This is a genomic window from Streptomyces tuirus (assembly GCF_014701095.1).
In the GTDB taxonomy this organism is placed as follows: Bacteria; Actinomycetota; Actinomycetes; order Streptomycetales; family Streptomycetaceae; genus Streptomyces; species Streptomyces tuirus.
Genome location: NZ_AP023439.1, coordinates 6,612,126 through 6,630,572 on the forward strand (window position 1 = coordinate 6,612,126; position 18,447 = coordinate 6,630,572).

Here is an 18,447-nt window from a genome sequence, read left to right on the forward strand (position 1 = left end):
CGCCTCAGCACTCCGCCGGGGGGGCACCTCGGCATCCCGCCGGGGGCACCTCGGCACCCCTCCCCGCGACACGGCGACACGCGGACGTCAGTGCCCGTGCACCCCGTTCGTCGCGGCGATCCGCTTCCACGACCTGGGCTGGGGCGAGCCCTCGGCTCCCTTCGCCGCCTTGGCCACCGCCGCGGCCCGGGCCGCCGGCACCCCCGGCTTGGACGGCTGGAACAGCCACGTGTCGAAGAGCGCGGCCAGCGGCTTGCCCGAGACCTCCTCCGCGTACCGCCGGAAGTCCGCCACCGAGGCGTTGCCGTGGGCGTACTTCGCCGGCCAGCCCTTGAGGATCGCGAAGAACGCGTCGTCCCCGACCTTGTTGCGCAGCGCCTGGACGGCCAGCGCGCCACGGTCGTAGACCGCGATGTCGAACTGGTTCTCCGGGCCGGGATCCCCGGGCTTCACCGTCCAGAACGCGTCGTCGGCGGGATGCGAGGCGTACACGTGGTCGGCGAGTTCCTGTGCCGTGCCCTCGCCCTCGTGCTCGGACCACAGCCACTGCGCGTACCGCGCGAACCCCTCGTTGATCCAGATGTCCTTCCAGCCCTTGAGCGACACCTCGTCGCCGTACCACTGGTGGGCCAGCTCATGGACGACGACCGACACGTTCGACCCGCCCGCGAACTGCCGCGGGCTGTAGAACGGCCGGGTCTGGGTCTCCAGCGCGTACCCGGTGTTCGTGTTCGGCACATACCCGCCGAGCGCGCTGTAGGGGTACGGCCCGAAGTACCCCGCCAGCCAGTCCGCGATCTCCCCCGTCCGTTCGATGCTCGCCCGCGCCGCGCCGGCGTTCGCGCCGAGATCCTTGCTGTAGGCGTTGAGGACCGGGATGCCGCCCTCGGTCGTGCCGGTCGTGATGTCGAACTTCCCGACCGCGAGCGTGGCGAGGTACGTGGCCTGCGGCTTGTCCGACCGCCAGTTCCAGCGGGTCCAGCCGAGCTTCGAACTCGTCGACTGGAGCGTGCCGTTGGAGATGGCCTGCGTACTGTCCGGGACCAGCACGGAGACGTCGTAGGTCGCCTTGTCCAGCGGATGGTCGTTGGCCGGGAACCACCATGCAGCCGCCTCGGGCTCGTTCGCCGCGACACCGCCGTCCGGGGTGCGGTGCCAGCTGGTGAAACCGAAGGCCTGCTTCGACGACGGCACCCCGCGGTAGCGCACGACGACCGTGAGGGGCGCGCCCTTGGCCAGCGGGGTCTTCGGCGTGATCTCCAGCTCCTGCTCGCCCGAGGTCCGCAGCGACGCCTTCGCCCCGTTGACGCGCACCTCGCCGACGTCCAGCAGGAAGTCCAGGTTGAAGCTCGTCAGGTCCTGCGTGGCGCGGGCCACGAGGGTCGCCGTGCCCTCCAGTTCGTCCGTGGCCGGCTGGTACTTCAGCCGGAGGTCGTAGTGGGAGACGTCGTATCCGCCGTTGCCGTAGGCCGGGTAGTAGGGGTCGCCGATACCCGGCGCGCCGGGGGAGCGGGGGGCGGCCGATGCCGGGATCGCCAGCAGGAGAGAGGCCGCTGCCAGGGCTCCCGGCGCGATGATTCTGCGGTGCACGCAAGGCTCCAAGTCGTAGGGTCCCGAGGTCTTCCGGGGTCTGTCCGGAGCCTATTGACTCCCCGTGCCTCTGATCATGTCCATGGCCCCCGCTGTCACACGATCGCCATTCGGCCGACATGCGACACCCGCCCCGAAGACCCGTTCCGGACACGCCGGTCCGTCAGCTGCCCTCTTCTGAACAGGAGTTCACCGATGTACCGTCCGGCGCATGCCGAAACGCACGCGCTTCACGACCTGGAGACCGCTCGCGACGGCGGCCACGGCCGCCCTCTTGGCCACCCTCATCACCCCCGCGGCCGTACAGGCCGCACCGGCCACCCCGCGCGGGAGCGAACCCGTCCACTCCTACGAGAACGCCATCCGCGAAGCCGTCTGGGTGGACACCGGTCTCGACGGCGACCGTGACGGAAAGACCGACCGGGTCGCCGTCGACATCGTCCGCCCCCGCGAACCCGCCCGGCAGGGCCGCAAGGTCCCCGTCATCATGGACGCCAGCCCGTACTACTCCTGCTGCGGGCGCGGCAACGAGAGCCAGAAGAAGACGTACGACGCGCAGGGCCGTGTCGCAGGGATGCCGCTCTACTACGACAACTACTTCGTCCCGCGCGGCTACGCCTTCGTCGGTGTGGACCTGGCCGGAACCAATCGCTCCGACGGCTGCGTCGACGTCGGCGGCCGCTCCGACATCCAGTCCGCGAAGGCCGTCGTCGACTGGCTGAACGGCCGCGCGAAGGCCTACACGACCCGCACCGGCACCACCCGCGCCCAGGCCGGCTGGACCAACGGCCGCACCGGCATGATCGGCAAGAGCTGGGACGGCACCATCGCCAACGGCGTCGCCGCCACCGGCGTCGAGGGCCTGAGGACCATCGTCCCGATCAGCGCCATCTCCTCCTGGTACGACTACTACTTCCAGCAGGGCGCCCCCCTCTACGACTCGGGCCCCGAATGGCTGTCGGACTACGTCGACAGCCCCGACGCCCGCGCCAAGTGCGCGGCCGTGCAGCAGAAGCTCGTCGACGGCGCGCCGCGCACCGGCGACTGGACCCCGCTGTGGACCGAGCGCGACTACGTGAAGGCCGCGCGCAAGGTGAAGGCCAGCGTCTTCCTGATCCACGGCATGCAGGACCTCAACGTCCGCATGAAACACGTCGGCCCGTGGTGGAACGCCCTCGCGAGGAACGGCGTCGAACGCAAGATCTGGCTGTCCCAGACCGGCCACGTCGACCCCTTCGACTTCCGGCGCGGCGCATGGGTCCAGACGCTGCACCGCTGGTTCGACCACGAGCTCATGGGCATCGACAACGGCATCGACCGCGAGCCCATGGCCGACATCGAGCGCGCCCCCGGGCAGTGGGACACGGCCCGGGTCTGGCCGCCGACCGGCACCCGCACCGCCACCCTGCGCCCCGACCGGGGCACCCAGACCGGCGTCGGCACCCTCGGCCTGCACCGCGGCCACGGCACCGAGAGCTTCACCGACGACCCGAATCTGAGCGAGACCGACTGGGCCGCGCGGATCGACAGGCCGACACCGGAGAAGGCCGGTTTCACCACCCGGCCGCTCACCCGGGACCTGCGCCTGTCCGGCGCCTCCGAGGTCACCGTCACCGCGACGCCCTCCACCCCGACGGCCCACCTCTCCGCCGTCCTGGTGGACCTCGGCCCCGCCACCATCCGCGACTACGCCGACGCGGGCGAAGGCATCACCACTCTGACCAACCGCACCTGCTGGGGCGCGAGCACCACCGCGGACAGCTCCTGCTTCAAGGAGACGAAGGCCAAGGCCGCCGACGTCGACTACACGGTCGTCAGCCGCGGCTGGGCCGACCTCGGCAACCACGCCTTTGACCACAAGGGCTCCCCGCTCACCCCGGGCAAGCCGTACACGATCACCCTCGACCTGGCGGCGACCGACCATGTCGTGCCGAAGGGCCACCGCCTGGCGCTGATCGTCGCGGGCACCGACCAGGGCCTCATCGACCCTCCCGCCGACAAGCCCAGGCTCACACTCGACCTCTCCCGCACCTCGGCGCGCGTCCCGTTCACCGGCGGAGCCGCCGCCTTCGCCCGCGCCACCACCGGCGCCGCGACCGCCACCCCCGACGCCGCGTTCCTGGACGGCGTTCGGGAGCCCCGCACCACCCACCGCGTCCCGGAGGCGAGCCAGTGACCCGCACAGGCGCCCTGATACTGACCACCGCCGCCCTCACGGCCTCCCTGGTCGCCGCACCGGCCCAAGCGGCCACGGACACCCCGCCCCGCACCGGCTTCGAGCAGTCGAACGGCGCCCGCTGGACCACCCAGCCCGAGGAGCGGGACTTCCTCGAGGCCGTCGACCGGTCGAGCGGCCGCGTCTCCATGACCCGCTTCGGCACGACGAAGCAGGACCGCCCGCTCCGGCTCGTGCGGATCGGCAACCGACCGAGCCCCAGCAAGGTGCTGCTCGTGTGCAGCCAGCACGGCGACGAGCCCTCCGGCCGTGAGGCCTGCCTGACCACGATCCGCGATCTCGCGTACGCCCGCGACAGCCGCACCCGCCGCTTCCTGGACCGCACCACGGTCCTGGTCGTGCCCACCGCCAACCCGGACGGCCGGGCCGCGAACACGCGGGGCAACAGCGACGGCGTCGACATCAACCGCGACCACCTCGCCCTGAGGACCGCCGAGGGGCGCGCCCTGGCCGCCGTCATCCGCGACCAGCGCCCCGACATCGTCTACGACCTGCACGAGTACGGCGCCACACCCGAGTACTACGACAAGGACCTCTTCGACCTGTGGCCGCGCAACCTCAACACCCACGAGGCGGTCCACGACGAGGCACGGACCCTGTCCGAGGCGTACGTCCGCCCCGCCGCCGAGCGGGGCGGCCACTCGACCGGCACCTACGGCATCTGGACCGACCCGGAGACCGGTGAGCCGGTCAAGCAGGTCGCCGGAGACGGACAGGAGCGCATTCTGCGCAACATGTCCGGTGTGAAGCACTCCGTCGGGTTGCTCATCGAGAGCCGGGTGGACCCGCTGACCGACGCGGAGAAGGCGGACGAGGCGCTCAACAACCGGCGTCGGGTGGCCTCCCAACGGGACGCCCTCAAGGGCCTGTTCGGATACACCGACCAGCGCCGCGCGCGCATCGAGGCGACGACGGCGAGGGCCCGGCTCGCGGGCTGGGCCGACACGGGTCCCGTGTACCTCGGGGGCGCCGACAACGATCCTCCGGAACCGGATGAGATCATCCCGAATCTGCCCTGCGGCTACCGGCTCACCGCCGCCCAGTACGCCGAGGTCGGCGACGAGCTCGCCCTGCACGGAGTGCGCGTACGCAAGGACGCCGACGGCGTGCTCGTGCCCCTGCGCCAGCCCCTGCGGGCGCTCGTGCCGCTGCTGCTCGACGACCGGGCCGAGTACCACCTGACCGGAGGTTCATACGAAACCGCATGTTGAGAGGGGTGAAATTCCGCCACACGTGGTAGCAGCGTTTACGGAGGACTCACATCCTCCCTCGTTGTCCCGATGAAAGGTTCCGCCTGTGACGCAAGAACGACCAAGCGACAAGGACTCCCCGGAGGGAGCCGCGCTGCCGGGGTCGGAAGCGGGCCTGCCCGGTCAGGGCCGGCCGCAGACCGACCGCGTCGTCTTCGGCGTCACGGCGGCCCTCACCCTCGCCTTCGTGGTCTGGGGCGCCACCGCCACCGACTCGCTCGAAGACGTCTCCACCAGCTTGCTCAGCGGGCTGATGCACAACGGCGGCTGGGCGTTCATGCTCGCGGCCTCCGGCTTCGTCGTCTTCGCCCTCTGGCTCGCGATCAGCCGTTACGGCCGTATCCACCTCGGCGCGGAGGGCGAGGAGCCCGAGTTCCGCACCGTGTCCTGGGTGGCGATGATGTTCAGCGCCGGCATGGGCATCGGCCTGATGTTCTACGGCGTGAGCGAGCCGCTCTCGCACTACAGCACGCCCCCGCCGGGCACCGATCCGGCCGACTCCGGCGAACGCATGGAGACGGCCATGGCCACCACCCTGTTCCACTGGACGCTCCACCCCTGGGCGATCTACGCGGTGGTCGGCCTCGCCATCGCCTACAGCACCTTCCGCAGGCGGCGCCGGCAGACCATCAGCGCCGTCTTCACCCCGCTCATCGGCAAGAAAAACGCCAACGGCGGCATCGGGCGGGCCATCGACATCCTCGCGATCATCGCGACCGTCTTCGGCTCCGCCGCGTCCCTGGGGCTGGGCGCCCTCCAGATCGGCTCCGGTGTCCAGGAGCTGAAGTGGATGGACAAGGTGAGCACCGGGCTGCTCGTCACGATCATCGCGGTGCTGACCCTGGCCTTCGTCGCGTCCGCCATCTCCGGCGTGGAGAAGGGCATCCAGTGGCTGTCCAACACCAACATGGTGCTGGCGCTGATCCTCGCCCTGTTCGTGTTCGTGGCGGGCCCGACCATCATCGTCCTGGACCTGCTGCCCACCTCCGTCTTCGCCTACCTCGGAGACCTGCCCCAGCTGGCCGGCCGGACCGAGGCGAGCGGAGGCGAGGGCGTCGCCGACTGGCTGGGCAGCTGGACGGTCTTCTACTGGGCGTGGTGGATCTCCTGGACGCCGTTCGTGGGCATGTTCATCGCCCGCATCAGCCGGGGCCGCACGATCCGCCAGTTCGTCGGCGGTGTCATCCTCGTCCCCAGCACGGTCAGCCTGATCTGGTTCGCGATCTTCGGCGGCTCGGCCATGAAGATGCAGGAGGAGGGGCAGCTCGGCAAGGAGGCGACCCCCGAGGGCCAGCTCTTCGACGTGCTCCAGCAGTTCCCCATCGCCACCGCCACGAGCCTGCTGGTGATGGTCCTCGTCGGCATCTTCTTCGTCTCGGGCGCCGACGCGGCCTCGATCGTCATGGGCACCCTGTCACAGAAGGGCGCGCTCGAGCCGGGCCGCTTCGTGGTGGTGTTCTGGGGCGTGGTCACCGGCGCGGTGGCCGCGATCATGCTCCTGGTCGGCAGCGGCCAGGGGGACGCGCTGACAGGTCTGCAGAACCTCACGATCCTCGCGGCGGCGCCGTTCGTCATCGTGATGATCTTCATGTGCGTCGCCCTCATGCGCGACCTCCGGCGCGACCCGGTGATCGTGCGCGAGCAGATGGGCTCCGAGGCCGTGGAGATGGCCGTGATGGAGGGCCACAAGAAGTACGACGGCGAGTTCGAACTCCGCGTCGGGCCGGGCCGCGGCCCGGATGTGGAGGGAGACCCGATCGGCAAGCACTGATCCGAACGGCAGCGGGCGGCCCGGGTTCCACGAACCCGGGCCGCCCGTGTGTCTTCGCCACCGGTGCGGGTCGGCGGGATGGTCCGTCGAACTGTGGACCGTAGGGGCTGGTCGCGCAGTTCCCCGCGCCCCTGGCGGGGCGCGCCCCGCCTCGCCTCAGCCCGTGACCAGCCGGGCGGCCTCCTGCGCGCAGCCCCAGGCCACGGTGACGCCCGCGCCGCCGTGGCCGTAGTTGTGCACCAGGAGCCGCCCGTCCGGCAGGGCCTCGCGCTCCAGCCGGACCGCCGGCCGGGTGGGCCGCAGCCCGACCCGGTGCTCCAGCGCACGGGCCCCGGCGATCTCCGGCCGGAGTGCCGCACAGCGGCGGACGATCGCCTCGGCCGTCGCGGGATCGGGCTCCAGCGACCACGCGTCCTCCTCGGACGTACCGCCGAGGACGAGACCGCCCGGCTGCGGGAACAGATACGCGTGTTCCCCGGCCGCGTCCGTGGTGACCAGCCAGGTGTCGATCCCGGGGTTCTCCACGACGACCAACTGCCCGCGCACGGGCCGTAGGGAGGGGTCGGGCACCAGGTCCCGCGCGGCCATGCCCGTGCAGTTGACCACGACCGGCGCGTCCACCTCCGTGAAGGCGGACACCGTACGCGTCTCGACCACACCGCCCGCGGCGACGAACCGCTCCCGCAGCCAGGGCAGATGCGCCGGCATGTCGATCAGCGGCAGCCGTGCCCGGACGCCCGTACCCGCGTACTCGTCCGTCGTGGACGCCCGCAGCCCCGGCACCCGGCCCGCCAGCCACCCGTCGGCCTCGTCGAGACCCGTCTCGCCCAGTACCCCTTCGACCATGCGTACGCCGGCCGGTTCCGCCCGCGCCGCCAGGTCCTCGTACACCTCCAGGGACCGCAGCGCCCATGCGCGTGCCGCCGCGAGCGGTTCGATCCGGTACGGCCACCACAGCGCGCCCGCAACGGCGGAGGTGGTCGCCTCGACGGCGTCCCGCGTCCACACCCGCACCGACGCGCCCCGCTCCGCGAGGACCAGGGCGGTCGTCAGCCCGACCACCCCGCCGCCGACCACCACGATCTCGCCACTCGACTCACTCGCCATGCCCGGACCGTAGCGGAATGTGTCATGCCGTGCTCACATCACGGGCAGTGTGGGGATACTCACCGTATGTGTGCCGAGTATGCGACCTTCGGCCTGGCTCCCGCGATGCGGGCCGGGGGAGTCCTCAACGACGGTGGTTACCAGGTCCACCGGGACTTCGTGGACTTCATCGTCGACGGACGCCCGCTGCTGTTCCAGCTCTCCGACCTCGACGCGGTCTCCCCGCTCGCGTCCGACGTCCCGCCCGCGATCTTCACCGCACAGGTCCGCAGCCTGCTCCTGGAGAGCCCGGCCCCGTTACCGGGCGGCCGGTACGTCGTCTACGGCTGCCCCGAGTGCGAGGACCTGGCCTGCGGCGCCGTCACCGCCGTCATCCAGGGCGACGGCGAGGACGTCATCTGGCGGGACTTCGCCTGGCAGACCGACGACCACGCCGACCTGGAGCTCAACGGCTACCACGGCATCGGCCCGTTCCGCTTCCGCGGCGCCGAGTACCGGACCGCGCTGAGCGCCCTGCTGAACGGCTCCGCCCCCGACCCACGGCGCCGCGTCCTGCTGATCGGCGCCCGCGTCGCCGTCCTCGCCAAGCTCGCCGCGGCCCTGCGCACCATCGGCGTCGGCGCCGACATCGCCCATGACGCCGACGGCGTACCCGCCGAGGAACTCCGCGGCTACGGCGCCGTCGCCTTCGGTCACGCGGCCGGCGAGCGGGAACGTGCCGCCGTACGCCGGGCCTTCGAGCGCGCCGGGGTCCCGGTCGCCCTTGTCGACGGCCTCGCCCCGATCGTCCCGCTCCTCGTCGCCCAGATCGAACACGCCCTGGACCGCAGCCCGGCCGACCGGCGCCGCCTCACCGGCCTCACCGCGACCGACGCCGGCGCGGACATCGAGGTCACCTCCACCTGCCGCGTCACCCTCACCGCGTACCGCCTCGACCGGCTCTCGCGCTCCCACACCCACGAGATCTTCGAAGGGGTCCTCGAAACCGGCCGCCACCGCGTCGCCCTCGACGCGAAGGCCGTCAGGGGCCGGTCCTTCGTCGTGGCGCGCACCTCCGGAAGCGTCCTGGTGGCGGCCGTGACCCACTGAGCGGCCCGGCCGTTAGGATCGGCGCTCTGATGACTGCCACCCTCGTCGCCAAGAACCTCGCCGCCGGCCACGGCGACCGCTCCCTGTTCACCGGACTCGACCTCGTCGTCGCGCCCGGCGACGTGATCGGCCTGGTCGGGGCCAACGGCGCGGGCAAGTCCACCCTGCTCAGGATGCTCGCCGGACTCACCGCACCCGAGCAGGGCGAGCTGCGCCTGTCCCCGCCGACCGCCACCGTCGGCCACCTCCCGCAGGAGCCGGACCGCCGCCCCGGTGAGACCGTCCGGGCGTTCCTGGCCCGCCGCACCGGCGTCGCCGAGGCCCAGCGGACCATGGACGAGGCCACCCAGGCCCTGGTCGACGGGGCACCCGGCGCGGACGACGCCTACGCCACCAGCCTGGAGCGCTGGCTCGGCCTGGGCGGCGCCGACCTCGACGAACGTGCCGAGGAGGTCGCCGACGGCCTCGGTCTCGCCGTCGGCCTGGACCAGCCGATGACGTCCCTGTCCGGCGGCCAGGCGGCCCGCGCGGGTCTGGCCTCCCTGCTCCTGTCCCGCTACGACGTCTTCCTCCTCGACGAACCGACCAACGACCTGGACCTCGACGGCCTGGAGCGCCTCGAACGCTTCGTTGGCGGCCTGCGCGCCGGCACGGTGGTCGTCAGCCACGACCGCGAGTTCCTCACCCGCACCGTCACCAAGGTCCTCGAACTCGACCTGGCCCAGCGGCAGATCAACCTCTTCGGCGGTGGCTACGAGGCCTATCTGGAGGAGCGGGAGGTCGCCCGCCGGCACGCCCGCGACGAGTTCGAGGAGTACGCCGACAAGAAGGCGGCCCTCCAGGACCGCGCGCAGACGCAGCGCTCCTGGATGGACAAGGGCGTGAAGAACGCGCGCCGCAAGGCGGGCAACGACAACGACAAGATCGGCCGCAAGTTCCGCAGCGAGGCCAGCGAGAAGCAGGCGGCGAAGGCCCGCCAGACCCAGCGCATGATCGAGCGCCTCGACGTGGTCGAGGAGCCCCGCAAGGAGTGGGAGCTGCGCATGGAGATCGCGTCGGCCCCGCGCTCGGGCGCCGTCGTCGCGACCCTGCGGGACGCCGAGGTGCGCCGCGGCGGCTTCGTCCTCGGCCCCGTCTCCCTGCAGATCGACTGGGCGGACCGGGTGGCGGTGACCGGCGCGAACGGCGCCGGCAAGTCCACGCTGCTCGCCGCCCTCCTCGGCCGCGTCCCGCTGGACGCCGGGCACGCCGCGCTCGGCTCGGGCGTCCTGCTCGGCGAGGTGGACCAGGCCCGCAAGCTGTTCCACGGCGAGGAGTCCGTGCTCGACGCCTTCCGCGCGGCCGTCCCGGACACCGAACCGGTCGAGATCCGCACCCTCCTGGCCAAGTTCGGCCTCAAGACGGACCACGTCCTGCGCCCCGCGACGAGCCTCTCCCCGGGCGAGCGCACCCGCGCCGCCCTCGCGCTGCTCCAGGGCCGGGGCGTCAACCTCCTGGTCCTCGACGAGCCGACCAACCACCTCGACCTGCCCGCCATCGAGCAACTGGAGTCGGCGCTCGACGCCTACGAGGGCACCCTCCTGCTGGTCACCCACGACCGCCGCATGCTGGACGCGGTGCACGTCACCCGCCGCCTGGAGGTGGCGGACGGCAAGGTGACGGAGCGCTAACGGGCCGTCAGCCGCGTGGCCAGCTGCGGGTAGTCGACGACGAACCCGGCCTCGTCGAACTCCAGATCGCTGCGGAAGTCGCCCGAGGAGAAGCGGACGTGCCCCGGCCGCAGATGTGTGTACGTCTGCCGCGACGGGCGCACGGCCAGGTCCGGCACCGACACCCAGGCCATCAGGAACTCCCGCTCGCCGGGCTCCTGGTGGAGCCGGTGCCGCAGCACCGGCATGGTGTTGGTGAGCGGGCACAGCCCGAGATCGCAGTCGAGGGCTCCGCCGACGTCCGGCAGCGGCTCGCCGTCCGCGGTCCACCGGCCGTGACCGTCGTGCCGCAGGTCGAGCGTGCGCAGTCCGCCCGCGGTCTCGGCCGTCACCCGCAGGCCACGGGTCACGAACCCGTCGGCCGTGTCGAGTTCGTACGTGACCCAGTACGGCTCGGGTTCGATACCGACGGCCCGCCCGCGCGCCCGCAACACGCCGTCCCCCTGCTCGGGCCAGGCGGTCTCGAACCCCCGGCTCGCGAACACTTCCCAGGTGATGGCAGACATACCTTCACCATTTCAGGGGCGCGGGGAACTGCGCGACCGGCCACAACGGCCCCGCAGCTCCCCACGGCCCCCACGGCGGAGCCGTCAGCGCTTGCCGCCCTTGGGGTCCGCCAGCCCCGCCCGACGCAACGCGTCAGCCATCGCGCTGTTGGCCGGCGGAGGCGCCTGACGCGAACCGCCACCACGGCCGCCGCCACCGCCACGCCCGCCCTGCCGCTGCTGCGGCGGACGCCCGCCCCGCTGCCGACGCTCACCGGAGCCGCCGCCCTGGCCCTGCGAGGCCGCCGCCTCGTCCTCCAGACGCAGCGTCAGCGAGATCCGCTTGCGGGGGATGTCGACGTCGAGCACCTTCACCTTGACGATGTCGCCGGGCTTCACCACGTCCCGCGGGTCCTTCACGAATGTCTTGGACATCGCCGAGACATGCACCAGACCGTCCTGGTGGACGCCGATGTCGACGAACGCCCCGAACGCCGCGACATTCGTCACGACGCCCTCCAGGATCATCCCGGACGACAGGTCGGAGATCTTCTCCACGCCCTCCTTGAAGGCGGCCGTCTTGAAGGCCGGGCGCGGGTCGCGGCCGGGCTTCTCCAGCTCCTTCAGGATGTCGGTGACGGTGGGCAGACCGAACGTCTCGTCCACGAAGTCCTGCGGCTTCAGCGAGCGCAGCACCCCGGTGTTGCCGACGAGCGAGGCGACCTCCTGCCCGGCGGTCTTCACCATGCGCCGGACCACCGGGTACGCCTCGGGGTGCACGCTCGACGCGTCCAGCGGGTCGTCGCCGCCGCGGATCCGCAGGAAGCCCGCGCACTGCTCGTACGCCTTGGGGCCGAGCCGCGTCACCTTCTTCAGCTCGCCGCGGGCCTTGAAAGGCCCGTTCTGGTCCCGGTGCGCCACGATGTTCTCGGCGAGCCCGGAGGTGATGCCGGAGACCCGGGCGAGCAGCGGGGCCGACGCGGTGTTGACGTCCACCCCGACGCCGTTCACACAGTCCTCCACCACCGCGTCCAGCGAGCGCGACAGCTTCACCTCGGACAGGTCGTGCTGGTACTGGCCGACGCCGATGGACTTCGGGTCGATCTTCACCAGCTCGGCCAGCGGGTCCTGGAGCCGGCGGGCGATCGACACGGCGCCGCGCAGCGACACGTCCCTGTCGGGCAGCTCCTGGGAGGCGAACGCGGACGCCGAGTACACCGACGCCCCGGCCTCGGACACCATCACCTTCGTGAGCTTCAGCTCGGGGTGCTTGGCGATCAGTTCCCCGGCGAGCTTGTCGGTCTCGCGGGAGGCCGTGCCGTTGCCGATGGCGACCAGCTCGACCGCGTGCTCCTTCGCGAGCCGGGCCAGTTTGGCGATGGCCTCGTCCCACCGGTTGGCTGGCACGTGCGGGTGGATGACGTCCGTGGCGACGACCTTGCCGGTCGCGTCGACCACGGCGACCTTCACACCCGTACGGAAACCGGGGTCCAGGCCGAGCGTCGCGCGTGTGCCCGCGGGGGCGGCGAGCAGCAGGTCGCGCAGGTTCGCGGCGAAGACCCGCACCGCCTCGTCCTCGGCGGCCGTGCGCAGCCGCAGCCTCAGGTCGATGCCGAGGTGGACGAGGATGCGGGTGCGCCACGCCCAGCGGACCGTGTCCTTCAGCCACTTGTCACCGGGTCGGCCCCGGTCGGCGATGCCGAACTTGTGGGCGACGATCCCCTCGTACGAGGAGGGGCCGTCCGTATGCTCCTCGGGCTCCAGGACGAGGTCGAGGACCTCCTCCTTCTCGCCGCGCAGCATCGCGAGGACGCGGTGGGAGGGCAGGTCCGTGAACGGCTCGGCGAAGTCGAAGTAGTCGGAGAACTTGGCCCCCGCCTCCTCCTTGCCGTCCCGCACCTTGGCGGCCAGCCGCCCGCGCACCCACATGCGCTCGCGCAGTTCGCCGATCAGGTCGGCGTCCTCCGAGAACCGCTCGGTGAGGATCGCCCGGGCTCCGTCCAGGGCGGCCTGCGGGTCGGCGACGCCCTTGTCGGCGTCGACGAACGCGGCGGCCGCGGCGAGGGGCTCGACCGACGGGTCGCCGAGCAGCCCCTCCGCCAGCGGCTCGAGTCCGGCCTCACGGGCGATCTGTGCCTTGGTGCGCCGCTTGGGCTTGTACGGGAGGTAGATGTCCTCCAGGCGCGCCTTCGTCTCGGCGCCCCGGATGCTCGCCTCCAGCTCCTCGGTGAGCTTGCCCTGCTCGCGCACCGACTCCAGGATCGCCGCCCGCCGCTCCTCCAGCTCCCGCAGGTAGCGCAGGCGCTCCTCGACGGTGCGCAGCTGCGCGTCGTCGAGCATCTCCGTCGCTTCCTTGCGGTAGCGGGCGATGAAGGGCACCGTAGAACCGCCGTCGAGCAGTTCCACGGCGGCCCTGACCTGCCGCTCCCGTACGCCGAGCTCCTCGGCGATCCTGCCTTCGATGGACACTGCGTTGATGGACCCGATGGACCCGGGTGTCGTCACGATCCCGTACCGCCTTCTCCACTGAGGTTGCGCGGCAATTGTGGCAGGTGGCGCCGACACCCGGGGATCAGGGCGGTACCCGGCAGGTCGTGGTCCGGGTCAGGCCCTGCGGGTGGAGGACGAGGCCCCGCCGAACAGCCGGGCCAGGGCCCGGAAGGGAAGCGTCACGACGGTGGCGATGGCGCCGCCGATCTGGCGCAGCACGTCTGCGATAGCACGGAACACGAAATTCCCCTTTCTCCACTCCCGGCCGCGGTGGCCGGTGGAGAGCGGGTACCTCAGGGACGCGTCACTATGCGTCACCCTTGCCGATCAGATCGGCCGGGTACGCCCCGGCCACCAGCGCCGCGTGCGCGAACACCCCGCCCAGTTCGGTCAGCCGTGCCACGCCCTCCGCACCCAGGTGCTCGTACGGGGCGCGGTCCAGGCGGTCCGTCTCCTCCTCGATCTCCCGGCGCAGGGCGACGCCCCGCTCGGTGAGGTCGCCGGACGCGTCCAGCAGTCCGCGGTCCCGCAGCCGCTCCGTCGCCGCGTCCCAGTCCTCCCGGCTCCAGCCCCGGGTGGCGCACACCCACTTCGGGGTCATGCCCTTGCCCGTCGCCGTGTGGGTCACCATCGCCTCCAGGCCGTCGAGACCCGCGGACATCAGGGCGGCCAGGTGCCCGTCGCCCCGGTGCTCGCGCAGCAGGGTCGCCGCGTGCCAGTAGGCGAGGTGCGGGTTCTCGGGGACGGGGAGGTCGGCGTGGGCGGCGTACAGCGGCCGTGCCGCGCGCGAGCAGGCCTCGGCGGCGCGCAGCGCGAGCCGCGCGGCCTCCGCCATCTCCGCCGACGCCAGGGCCTCCTCGCCGAGCAGGCGGCGCAGGGTCGCGTCGACCGCACGCGCGCGTGCCGCGAGGACCTGCGCGGGTGCGGCGGTCTCCCACACCGCCGGCACGTGCCGGGCCACCAGCTCGTACTTGTAGTTGTAGAAGGCCGCCGCCACCGGGCCGGGGCCGACCGGACCGAAGGCGGCGGCCCGAACGGCGAAGTTCACGGCACGCGGATGGGTGACCCCGAGAGCGCCCAGCTCCCGCCCGAGGTCGGGGGAGAAGTAGTGCGTCGAGTGCAGTGAGTTGAGCATGTTGTGGCAGCGTCGGCCGGCGCGCGGCTCCAGAGCGGCAGTCGTCATGCCCGGCAGGTTACCAACCGCTTGGTATGTACTCCATGGCCCTGGACCGGATGGCAGGAAAGGTGGGCTACTGGTCCTTGCGTGTGCCGCGAGCACTCCGGCGTCATCCTGACGTGGGCACGCTCCAGCCGAACCGCGGTTGCCGGCGCTCCAGGAACGCGGCGACACCCTCCGCGGTGTCGCCGCTCCCGCGCGCCTGCCCGGCCCAGTGCGCGTCCCGGTCCGTACGGCCGTCCGCGAACTCCTTGGCCGCCGCCTGCGTCAGCTGGGAACGCGACACCAGCACCCGGGTGAACTCCGCGACCCGCTTGCCGAGTTCGCCCTCCGGCAGCACCTCGTCCACCAGCCCGGTGCGCAGCGCCCGCTGCGCGTCGATCAACTCCCCGGAGAACAGCAGGTACTTGGCGGTGGCCGGGCCCACCAGGGACACCAGCCGCCGGGACGAGGACGCCGGGTACACGATGCCGAGCTTCGCGGGCGTCACACCGAACAGCGTCCCCTCCTCGGCGAACCGCAGATCGCAGGCCGCCGCCAGCTGGGCACCGCCGCCCACGCAGTGCCCCCGGATCGCGGCCAGCGTCGGCTTCGGGAACGCGGCCAGTGCCTCCTCGGCCCGCACGGCCAGGCCCTGCGCCTCCTCCGGCGAGCCCCGCAGCGTCGAGATGTCGGCCCCGGCGCAGAACGTCCGGCCCTCACCGGTCAGCACCAGCGCCCGCACCTCCGGATCCCCGGCGAGCTCCTCCAGCAGTGGCGGCACGGAGCGCCACATCGCGGCCGTCATGGCGTTGCGCTTGGCGGGATGACGTATGACGACCGTCGCGACCGAGTCGGTCACGCGGTGCTCCAGCTGCGGTTCCATGCGCCGGATGCTATCCGGATGCCAAACCCGTACAACCCGAATAGTTCGCCGAGACAGCACAACAAGGACAGGAGCAGTCCCACAACTGACCGTGTCATACGCCAACGGTCAGAAGCGCTCGATAGTTGCTGACTTCTGTTCAGTCCCGGGGTGCGAGGCGCATCGTTACCAACACTCGGGGTGTGGCGACAATCGAGCGCGAGGGTGGCGACCGGACGATGGACGACGACGGGCGTGGGTCCGGCCCACGCCCAGAGGACGGCGCGGCGCCCCTCGGACCCGGGCCCGCGGACCCGCTGCCGTACGAAGGGGTCTGGAGGTTCACCGCACCCGCGGTCGAGGCCTCGGTCCCCCAGGCGCGGCACGCCGTGCGGGACCTGCTGCTGCGGCAGGGCGTGCCAGTCTCGGACGACCTGGCCCAGGGGCTGCTGCTGATCGTCTCGGAGCTGGTGACGAACGCCGTGAAGCACGCCGCGGTGCTCTCGCCGACGGTCGCCGTCGAGCTGGCCGTCGGTGCCGAGTGGCTCCGGGTGTCCGTGGAGGACAACCATCCGTACCGGCCCACCGCCCTGGAGACCGACCACGGCCGCACCGGCGGGCGCGGACTGCTCCTGGTGCGCGAGGTCACCCGGGAGGCGGGCGGCCTGTGCGAGGTCGAGTACACCGCGAGCGGCGGCAAGGTGATCTGGGCCGCCCTGCCGCTCAAACCCGCGCGCTTCGCCTGACCCCCCGTCCCGCCGGCGCCGCGATCACCAGCCGGCGGACGGACCCGTCAGCTCCCTGATCGCCGGCCGGGCCGCGTCCAGGACGGTCATGAACCAGGCCGAGAAGGTGTCCTTGGCGTGCCGCTCCGCCAGCTCCGGCGGGGTCACGAACACCGTCGACGCCACCTCCTCCGGGTCCGGCCGCACCACGGCCTGCACCATGCCGACGAAGAGGTGGTTGTACTCCTGCTCCACCAGGCCGGACTCCGGGTCCGGGTGGTTGTAGCGGACCGTGCCCGCCTCGGCCAGCAGGGAGGGGGAGGCGCCGAGCTCCTCGAAGGTGCGCCGCGCCGCCGCCGCGAAGGGCGCCTCGCCGGGGTAGGGGTGGCCGCAGCAGGTGTTGGACCACACACCGGGGGAGTGGTACTTGCCCAGCGCGCGCTGCTGGAGCAGCAGCCGGCCGTACTCGTCGAAGAGGAACACGGAGAACGCGCGGTGCAGCTGTCCGGGCGGCTGGTGGGCGGCGAGCTTCTCCGCGGTGCCGATCGTCACGCCGTCCTCGTCGACCAGTTCCAGCAAAATCGCGTCCGCGGTGCCGCTCGACGGGTTGTGCGTCGCGGTAGCAGGTGTGATCGGCATACCCATCCTTCACATCGGTCTTCGCGCCCCAAGTCTGCCGTACGAATCCGGCACTCCCGGCACTTCGCGGCACGCCCGCATGTCCCGCGCGGTGACGCGGACCGCGGCCGGTACCGGTCCGACACCGGAAAAGGGACCCGGTAGATGATCGTGCCCGGCCGGACCGGCGGAAAATCGTCCCCACCGGAGCTGTGGGGCTCAGGACGCGGGCGTACGGCGGAGGGTTGCGTTCCCCGGCGCACATCCTTGGCGTGCGCCCCACCTGCCTCGCACACCCCGGAAGCCACCCGCGTCAGTCGCAGAGCCGCGCCTCGTGCTCCGCGTGCCCGACCGGTTCCAGCTGGAAAGTGCAGTGTTCCACGTCGAAGTGGTCGCCGAGGCAGCTCTGGAGCTCGTGGAGCATCTTCTCGTGGCCTATCGCGTTCAGGGCCTCCGTGCTGACGACCACGTGCGCCGACAGCACGGGCATGCCGGAGGTGATCGTCCAGGCGTGCAGGTCGTGGACGTCCTCCACGCCGTCCGTCGCGAGGATGTGCGACCGCACCTGAGCCATGTCGACGCCCTTGGGCGCGGCCTCCAGCAGCACCGACAGCGTCTCGCGCAGCAGCTTCCACGTCCGGGGCGCGATCATCAGCGCGATCACCAGCGAGGCGATCGGGTCGGCGGCCTGCCACCCCGTGAGCATGATCACCACGGACGAGACGATCACCGTGACCGACCCGAGGGCGTCCGCCGCGACCTCCAGGAACGCGCCGCGCACGTTCAGGCTCTCCTTCTGCCCCCGCATCAGCAGCGACAGCGACACCAGGTTCGCGACCAGGCCGATCACACCGAACAGCAGGGCCAGCCGGCCCTCGGTCCCCGCGGGTGTGATGAAGCGCTGGACCGCCTCGTAGACGACGTAACCGCCGGCGCCGAGCAGCAGCAGGCAGTTGGCCAGGGCGGCGAGGATCTCGGCCCTGGCGTAGCCGAAGGTGGCCCGCTCGCTGGGCGGACGGCTCGCGAAGTGGATCGCGAGCAGCGCCATGCCGAGGCCCAGGGCGTCCGTCGCCATGTGCGCCGAGTCCGCGACGAGCGCGAGCGAGTCGGCGAGGGTGCCGCCGACGATCTGCACGACCACGATGCCGAGCGTGATCGCCAGGGCCGCCCGCAGCCTGCCGCGGTACGCCGAGGTCGCCGTACCGCCGGCCGCGCCGTGCGCGTGCCCGTGATCGTGCCCAGCCCCCATGAGAAGTCCCGCCTCCTGTGTCCGCGTGATCGTGCCCGGGCACCCCAGTGAACTACGGGGAGGGGGTATGTGCAACGCGGCACTGAACACCGTTGTCATGTGCCCTG

Annotated in this window: 15 protein-coding genes; 6 read left to right on the plus strand and 9 right to left on the minus strand. The window is 71.9% G+C overall.

Annotated features, from left to right (window positions below; translation table 11 throughout):
• Positions 1-87 precede the first annotated feature (87 nt).
• Positions 88-1,590 carry a M1 family metallopeptidase gene (locus tag IGS69_RS30050; RefSeq protein ID WP_190903602.1) on the minus strand — a complete coding sequence of 501 codons (1,503 nt, stop codon included), beginning with the start codon at positions 1,588-1,590 and terminating at the stop codon, positions 88-90.
• Positions 1,591-1,801: 211 nt separating this feature from the next.
• Here IGS69_RS30050 and IGS69_RS30055 point away from each other — a divergent pair, with 211 nt between their 5' ends.
• The 3 genes from IGS69_RS30055 (at position 1,802) to IGS69_RS30065 (ending at position 6,847) form a co-directional block, all read left to right on the plus strand.
• Positions 1,802-3,766 (plus strand): Xaa-Pro dipeptidyl-peptidase, encoded by a 1,965-nt coding sequence (locus IGS69_RS30055; protein WP_190903603.1) that lies wholly within the window; start codon positions 1,802-1,804, stop codon positions 3,764-3,766.
• Positions 3,763-5,037, plus strand: coding sequence for a M14 family metallopeptidase (locus tag IGS69_RS30060; protein WP_190903604.1), 1,275 nt, complete (start codon positions 3,763-3,765; stop codon positions 5,035-5,037). Before IGS69_RS30055 ends, IGS69_RS30060 begins: the two co-directional genes overlap by 4 nt.
• A gap of 85 nt (positions 5,038-5,122) precedes the next feature.
• Positions 5,123-6,847: a BCCT family transporter gene (locus IGS69_RS30065; RefSeq protein ID WP_190903605.1), complete on the plus strand. Its 1,725-nt coding sequence runs from the start codon at positions 5,123-5,125 to the stop codon at positions 6,845-6,847.
• 156 nt (positions 6,848-7,003) lie between these two features.
• On the opposite strand, the gene IGS69_RS30070 is transcribed toward IGS69_RS30065, so the two are convergent.
• A complete protein-coding gene (locus IGS69_RS30070) occupies positions 7,004-7,954 on the minus strand; it encodes an NAD(P)/FAD-dependent oxidoreductase (protein ID WP_190903606.1) in 951 nt (316 codons plus the stop codon).
• A gap of 66 nt (positions 7,955-8,020) precedes the next feature.
• Between IGS69_RS30070 and IGS69_RS30075 the strand changes: the two genes are divergently transcribed.
• Both IGS69_RS30075 and IGS69_RS30080 read left to right on the plus strand, forming a co-directional pair.
• On the plus strand, positions 8,021-9,043 hold the full coding sequence (locus IGS69_RS30075; protein WP_190903607.1) for an oxidoreductase: 1,023 nt from the start codon (positions 8,021-8,023) through the stop codon (positions 9,041-9,043).
• Between the two features lie 29 nt (positions 9,044-9,072).
• Entirely contained in the window at positions 9,073-10,713 is a 1,641-nt protein-coding gene (locus IGS69_RS30080) for an ABC-F family ATP-binding cassette domain-containing protein (protein WP_190903608.1), read from the plus strand.
• On the opposite strand, the gene IGS69_RS30085 is transcribed toward IGS69_RS30080, so the two are convergent.
• The 5 genes from IGS69_RS30085 to IGS69_RS30100 all read right to left on the minus strand — a co-directional run bounded on the left by IGS69_RS30085 (position 10,710) and on the right by IGS69_RS30100 (position 15,769).
• Positions 10,710-11,258 carry a putative glycolipid-binding domain-containing protein gene (locus tag IGS69_RS30085; protein ID WP_190903609.1) on the minus strand — a complete coding sequence of 183 codons (549 nt, stop codon included), beginning with the start codon at positions 11,256-11,258 and terminating at the stop codon, positions 10,710-10,712. The genes IGS69_RS30080 and IGS69_RS30085 overlap by 4 nt on opposite strands.
• Before the next feature lie 84 nt (positions 11,259-11,342).
• On the minus strand, positions 11,343-13,742 hold the full coding sequence (locus tag IGS69_RS30090) for a Tex family protein (RefSeq protein ID WP_190903610.1): 2,400 nt from the start codon (positions 13,740-13,742) through the stop codon (positions 11,343-11,345).
• A 99-nt stretch (positions 13,743-13,841) separates the two neighbouring features.
• On the minus strand, positions 13,842-13,967 hold the full coding sequence (locus IGS69_RS35000) for an LPFR motif small protein (protein ID WP_267889763.1): 126 nt from the start codon (positions 13,965-13,967) through the stop codon (positions 13,842-13,844).
• 67 nt (positions 13,968-14,034) lie between these two features.
• A complete protein-coding gene (locus IGS69_RS30095; RefSeq protein WP_190903611.1) occupies positions 14,035-14,910 on the minus strand; it encodes an SCO6745 family protein in 876 nt (291 codons plus the stop codon).
• A gap of 103 nt (positions 14,911-15,013) precedes the next feature.
• Entirely contained in the window at positions 15,014-15,769 is a 756-nt protein-coding gene (locus tag IGS69_RS30100; RefSeq protein WP_190903612.1) for an enoyl-CoA hydratase/isomerase family protein, read from the minus strand.
• A 218-nt stretch (positions 15,770-15,987) separates the two neighbouring features.
• Here IGS69_RS30100 and IGS69_RS30105 point away from each other — a divergent pair, with 218 nt between their 5' ends.
• Positions 15,988-16,494: an ATP-binding protein gene (locus tag IGS69_RS30105; protein WP_190904703.1), complete on the plus strand. Its 507-nt coding sequence runs from the start codon at positions 15,988-15,990 to the stop codon at positions 16,492-16,494.
• Positions 16,495-16,518: 24 nt separating this feature from the next.
• Here IGS69_RS30105 and idi read toward each other — a convergent pair whose 3' ends face one another.
• Together idi and IGS69_RS30115 are read right to left on the minus strand one after the other, a co-directional pair.
• Positions 16,519-17,112 (minus strand): isopentenyl-diphosphate Delta-isomerase, encoded by a 594-nt coding sequence (gene idi / locus IGS69_RS30110; RefSeq protein WP_190903613.1) that lies wholly within the window; start codon positions 17,110-17,112, stop codon positions 16,519-16,521.
• A gap of 292 nt (positions 17,113-17,404) precedes the next feature.
• Positions 17,405-18,340 (minus strand): cation diffusion facilitator family transporter, encoded by a 936-nt coding sequence (locus IGS69_RS30115; protein ID WP_190903614.1) that lies wholly within the window; start codon positions 18,338-18,340, stop codon positions 17,405-17,407.
• Positions 18,341-18,447: the final 107 nt, after the last annotated feature.

Coding starts and splice junctions, on each gene's coding strand:
- IGS69_RS30055 (WP_190903603.1), top strand. CDS start 1,802: ATGCCGAAACGCACGCGCTTCACGACCTGGAGACCGCTCGCGACGGCG.
- IGS69_RS30070 (WP_190903606.1), bottom strand. CDS start 7,954: ATGGCGAGTGAGTCGAGTGGCGAGATCGTGGTGGTCGGCGGCGGGGTG.
- IGS69_RS30075 (WP_190903607.1), top strand. CDS start 8,021: ATGTGTGCCGAGTATGCGACCTTCGGCCTGGCTCCCGCGATGCGGGCC.
- IGS69_RS30080 (WP_190903608.1), top strand. CDS start 9,073: ATGACTGCCACCCTCGTCGCCAAGAACCTCGCCGCCGGCCACGGCGAC.
- IGS69_RS30085 (WP_190903609.1), bottom strand. CDS start 11,258: ATGTCTGCCATCACCTGGGAAGTGTTCGCGAGCCGGGGGTTCGAGACC.
- IGS69_RS30095 (WP_190903611.1), bottom strand. CDS start 14,910: ATGACGACTGCCGCTCTGGAGCCGCGCGCCGGCCGACGCTGCCACAAC.
- IGS69_RS30100 (WP_190903612.1), bottom strand. CDS start 15,769: ATGGAACCGCAGCTGGAGCACCGCGTGACCGACTCGGTCGCGACGGTC.
- IGS69_RS30105 (WP_190904703.1), top strand. CDS start 15,988: ATGGACGACGACGGGCGTGGGTCCGGCCCACGCCCAGAGGACGGCGCG.
- idi (WP_190903613.1), bottom strand. CDS start 17,112: ATGCCGATCACACCTGCTACCGCGACGCACAACCCGTCGAGCGGCACC.
- IGS69_RS30115 (WP_190903614.1), bottom strand. CDS start 18,340: ATGGGGGCTGGGCACGATCACGGGCACGCGCACGGCGCGGCCGGCGGT.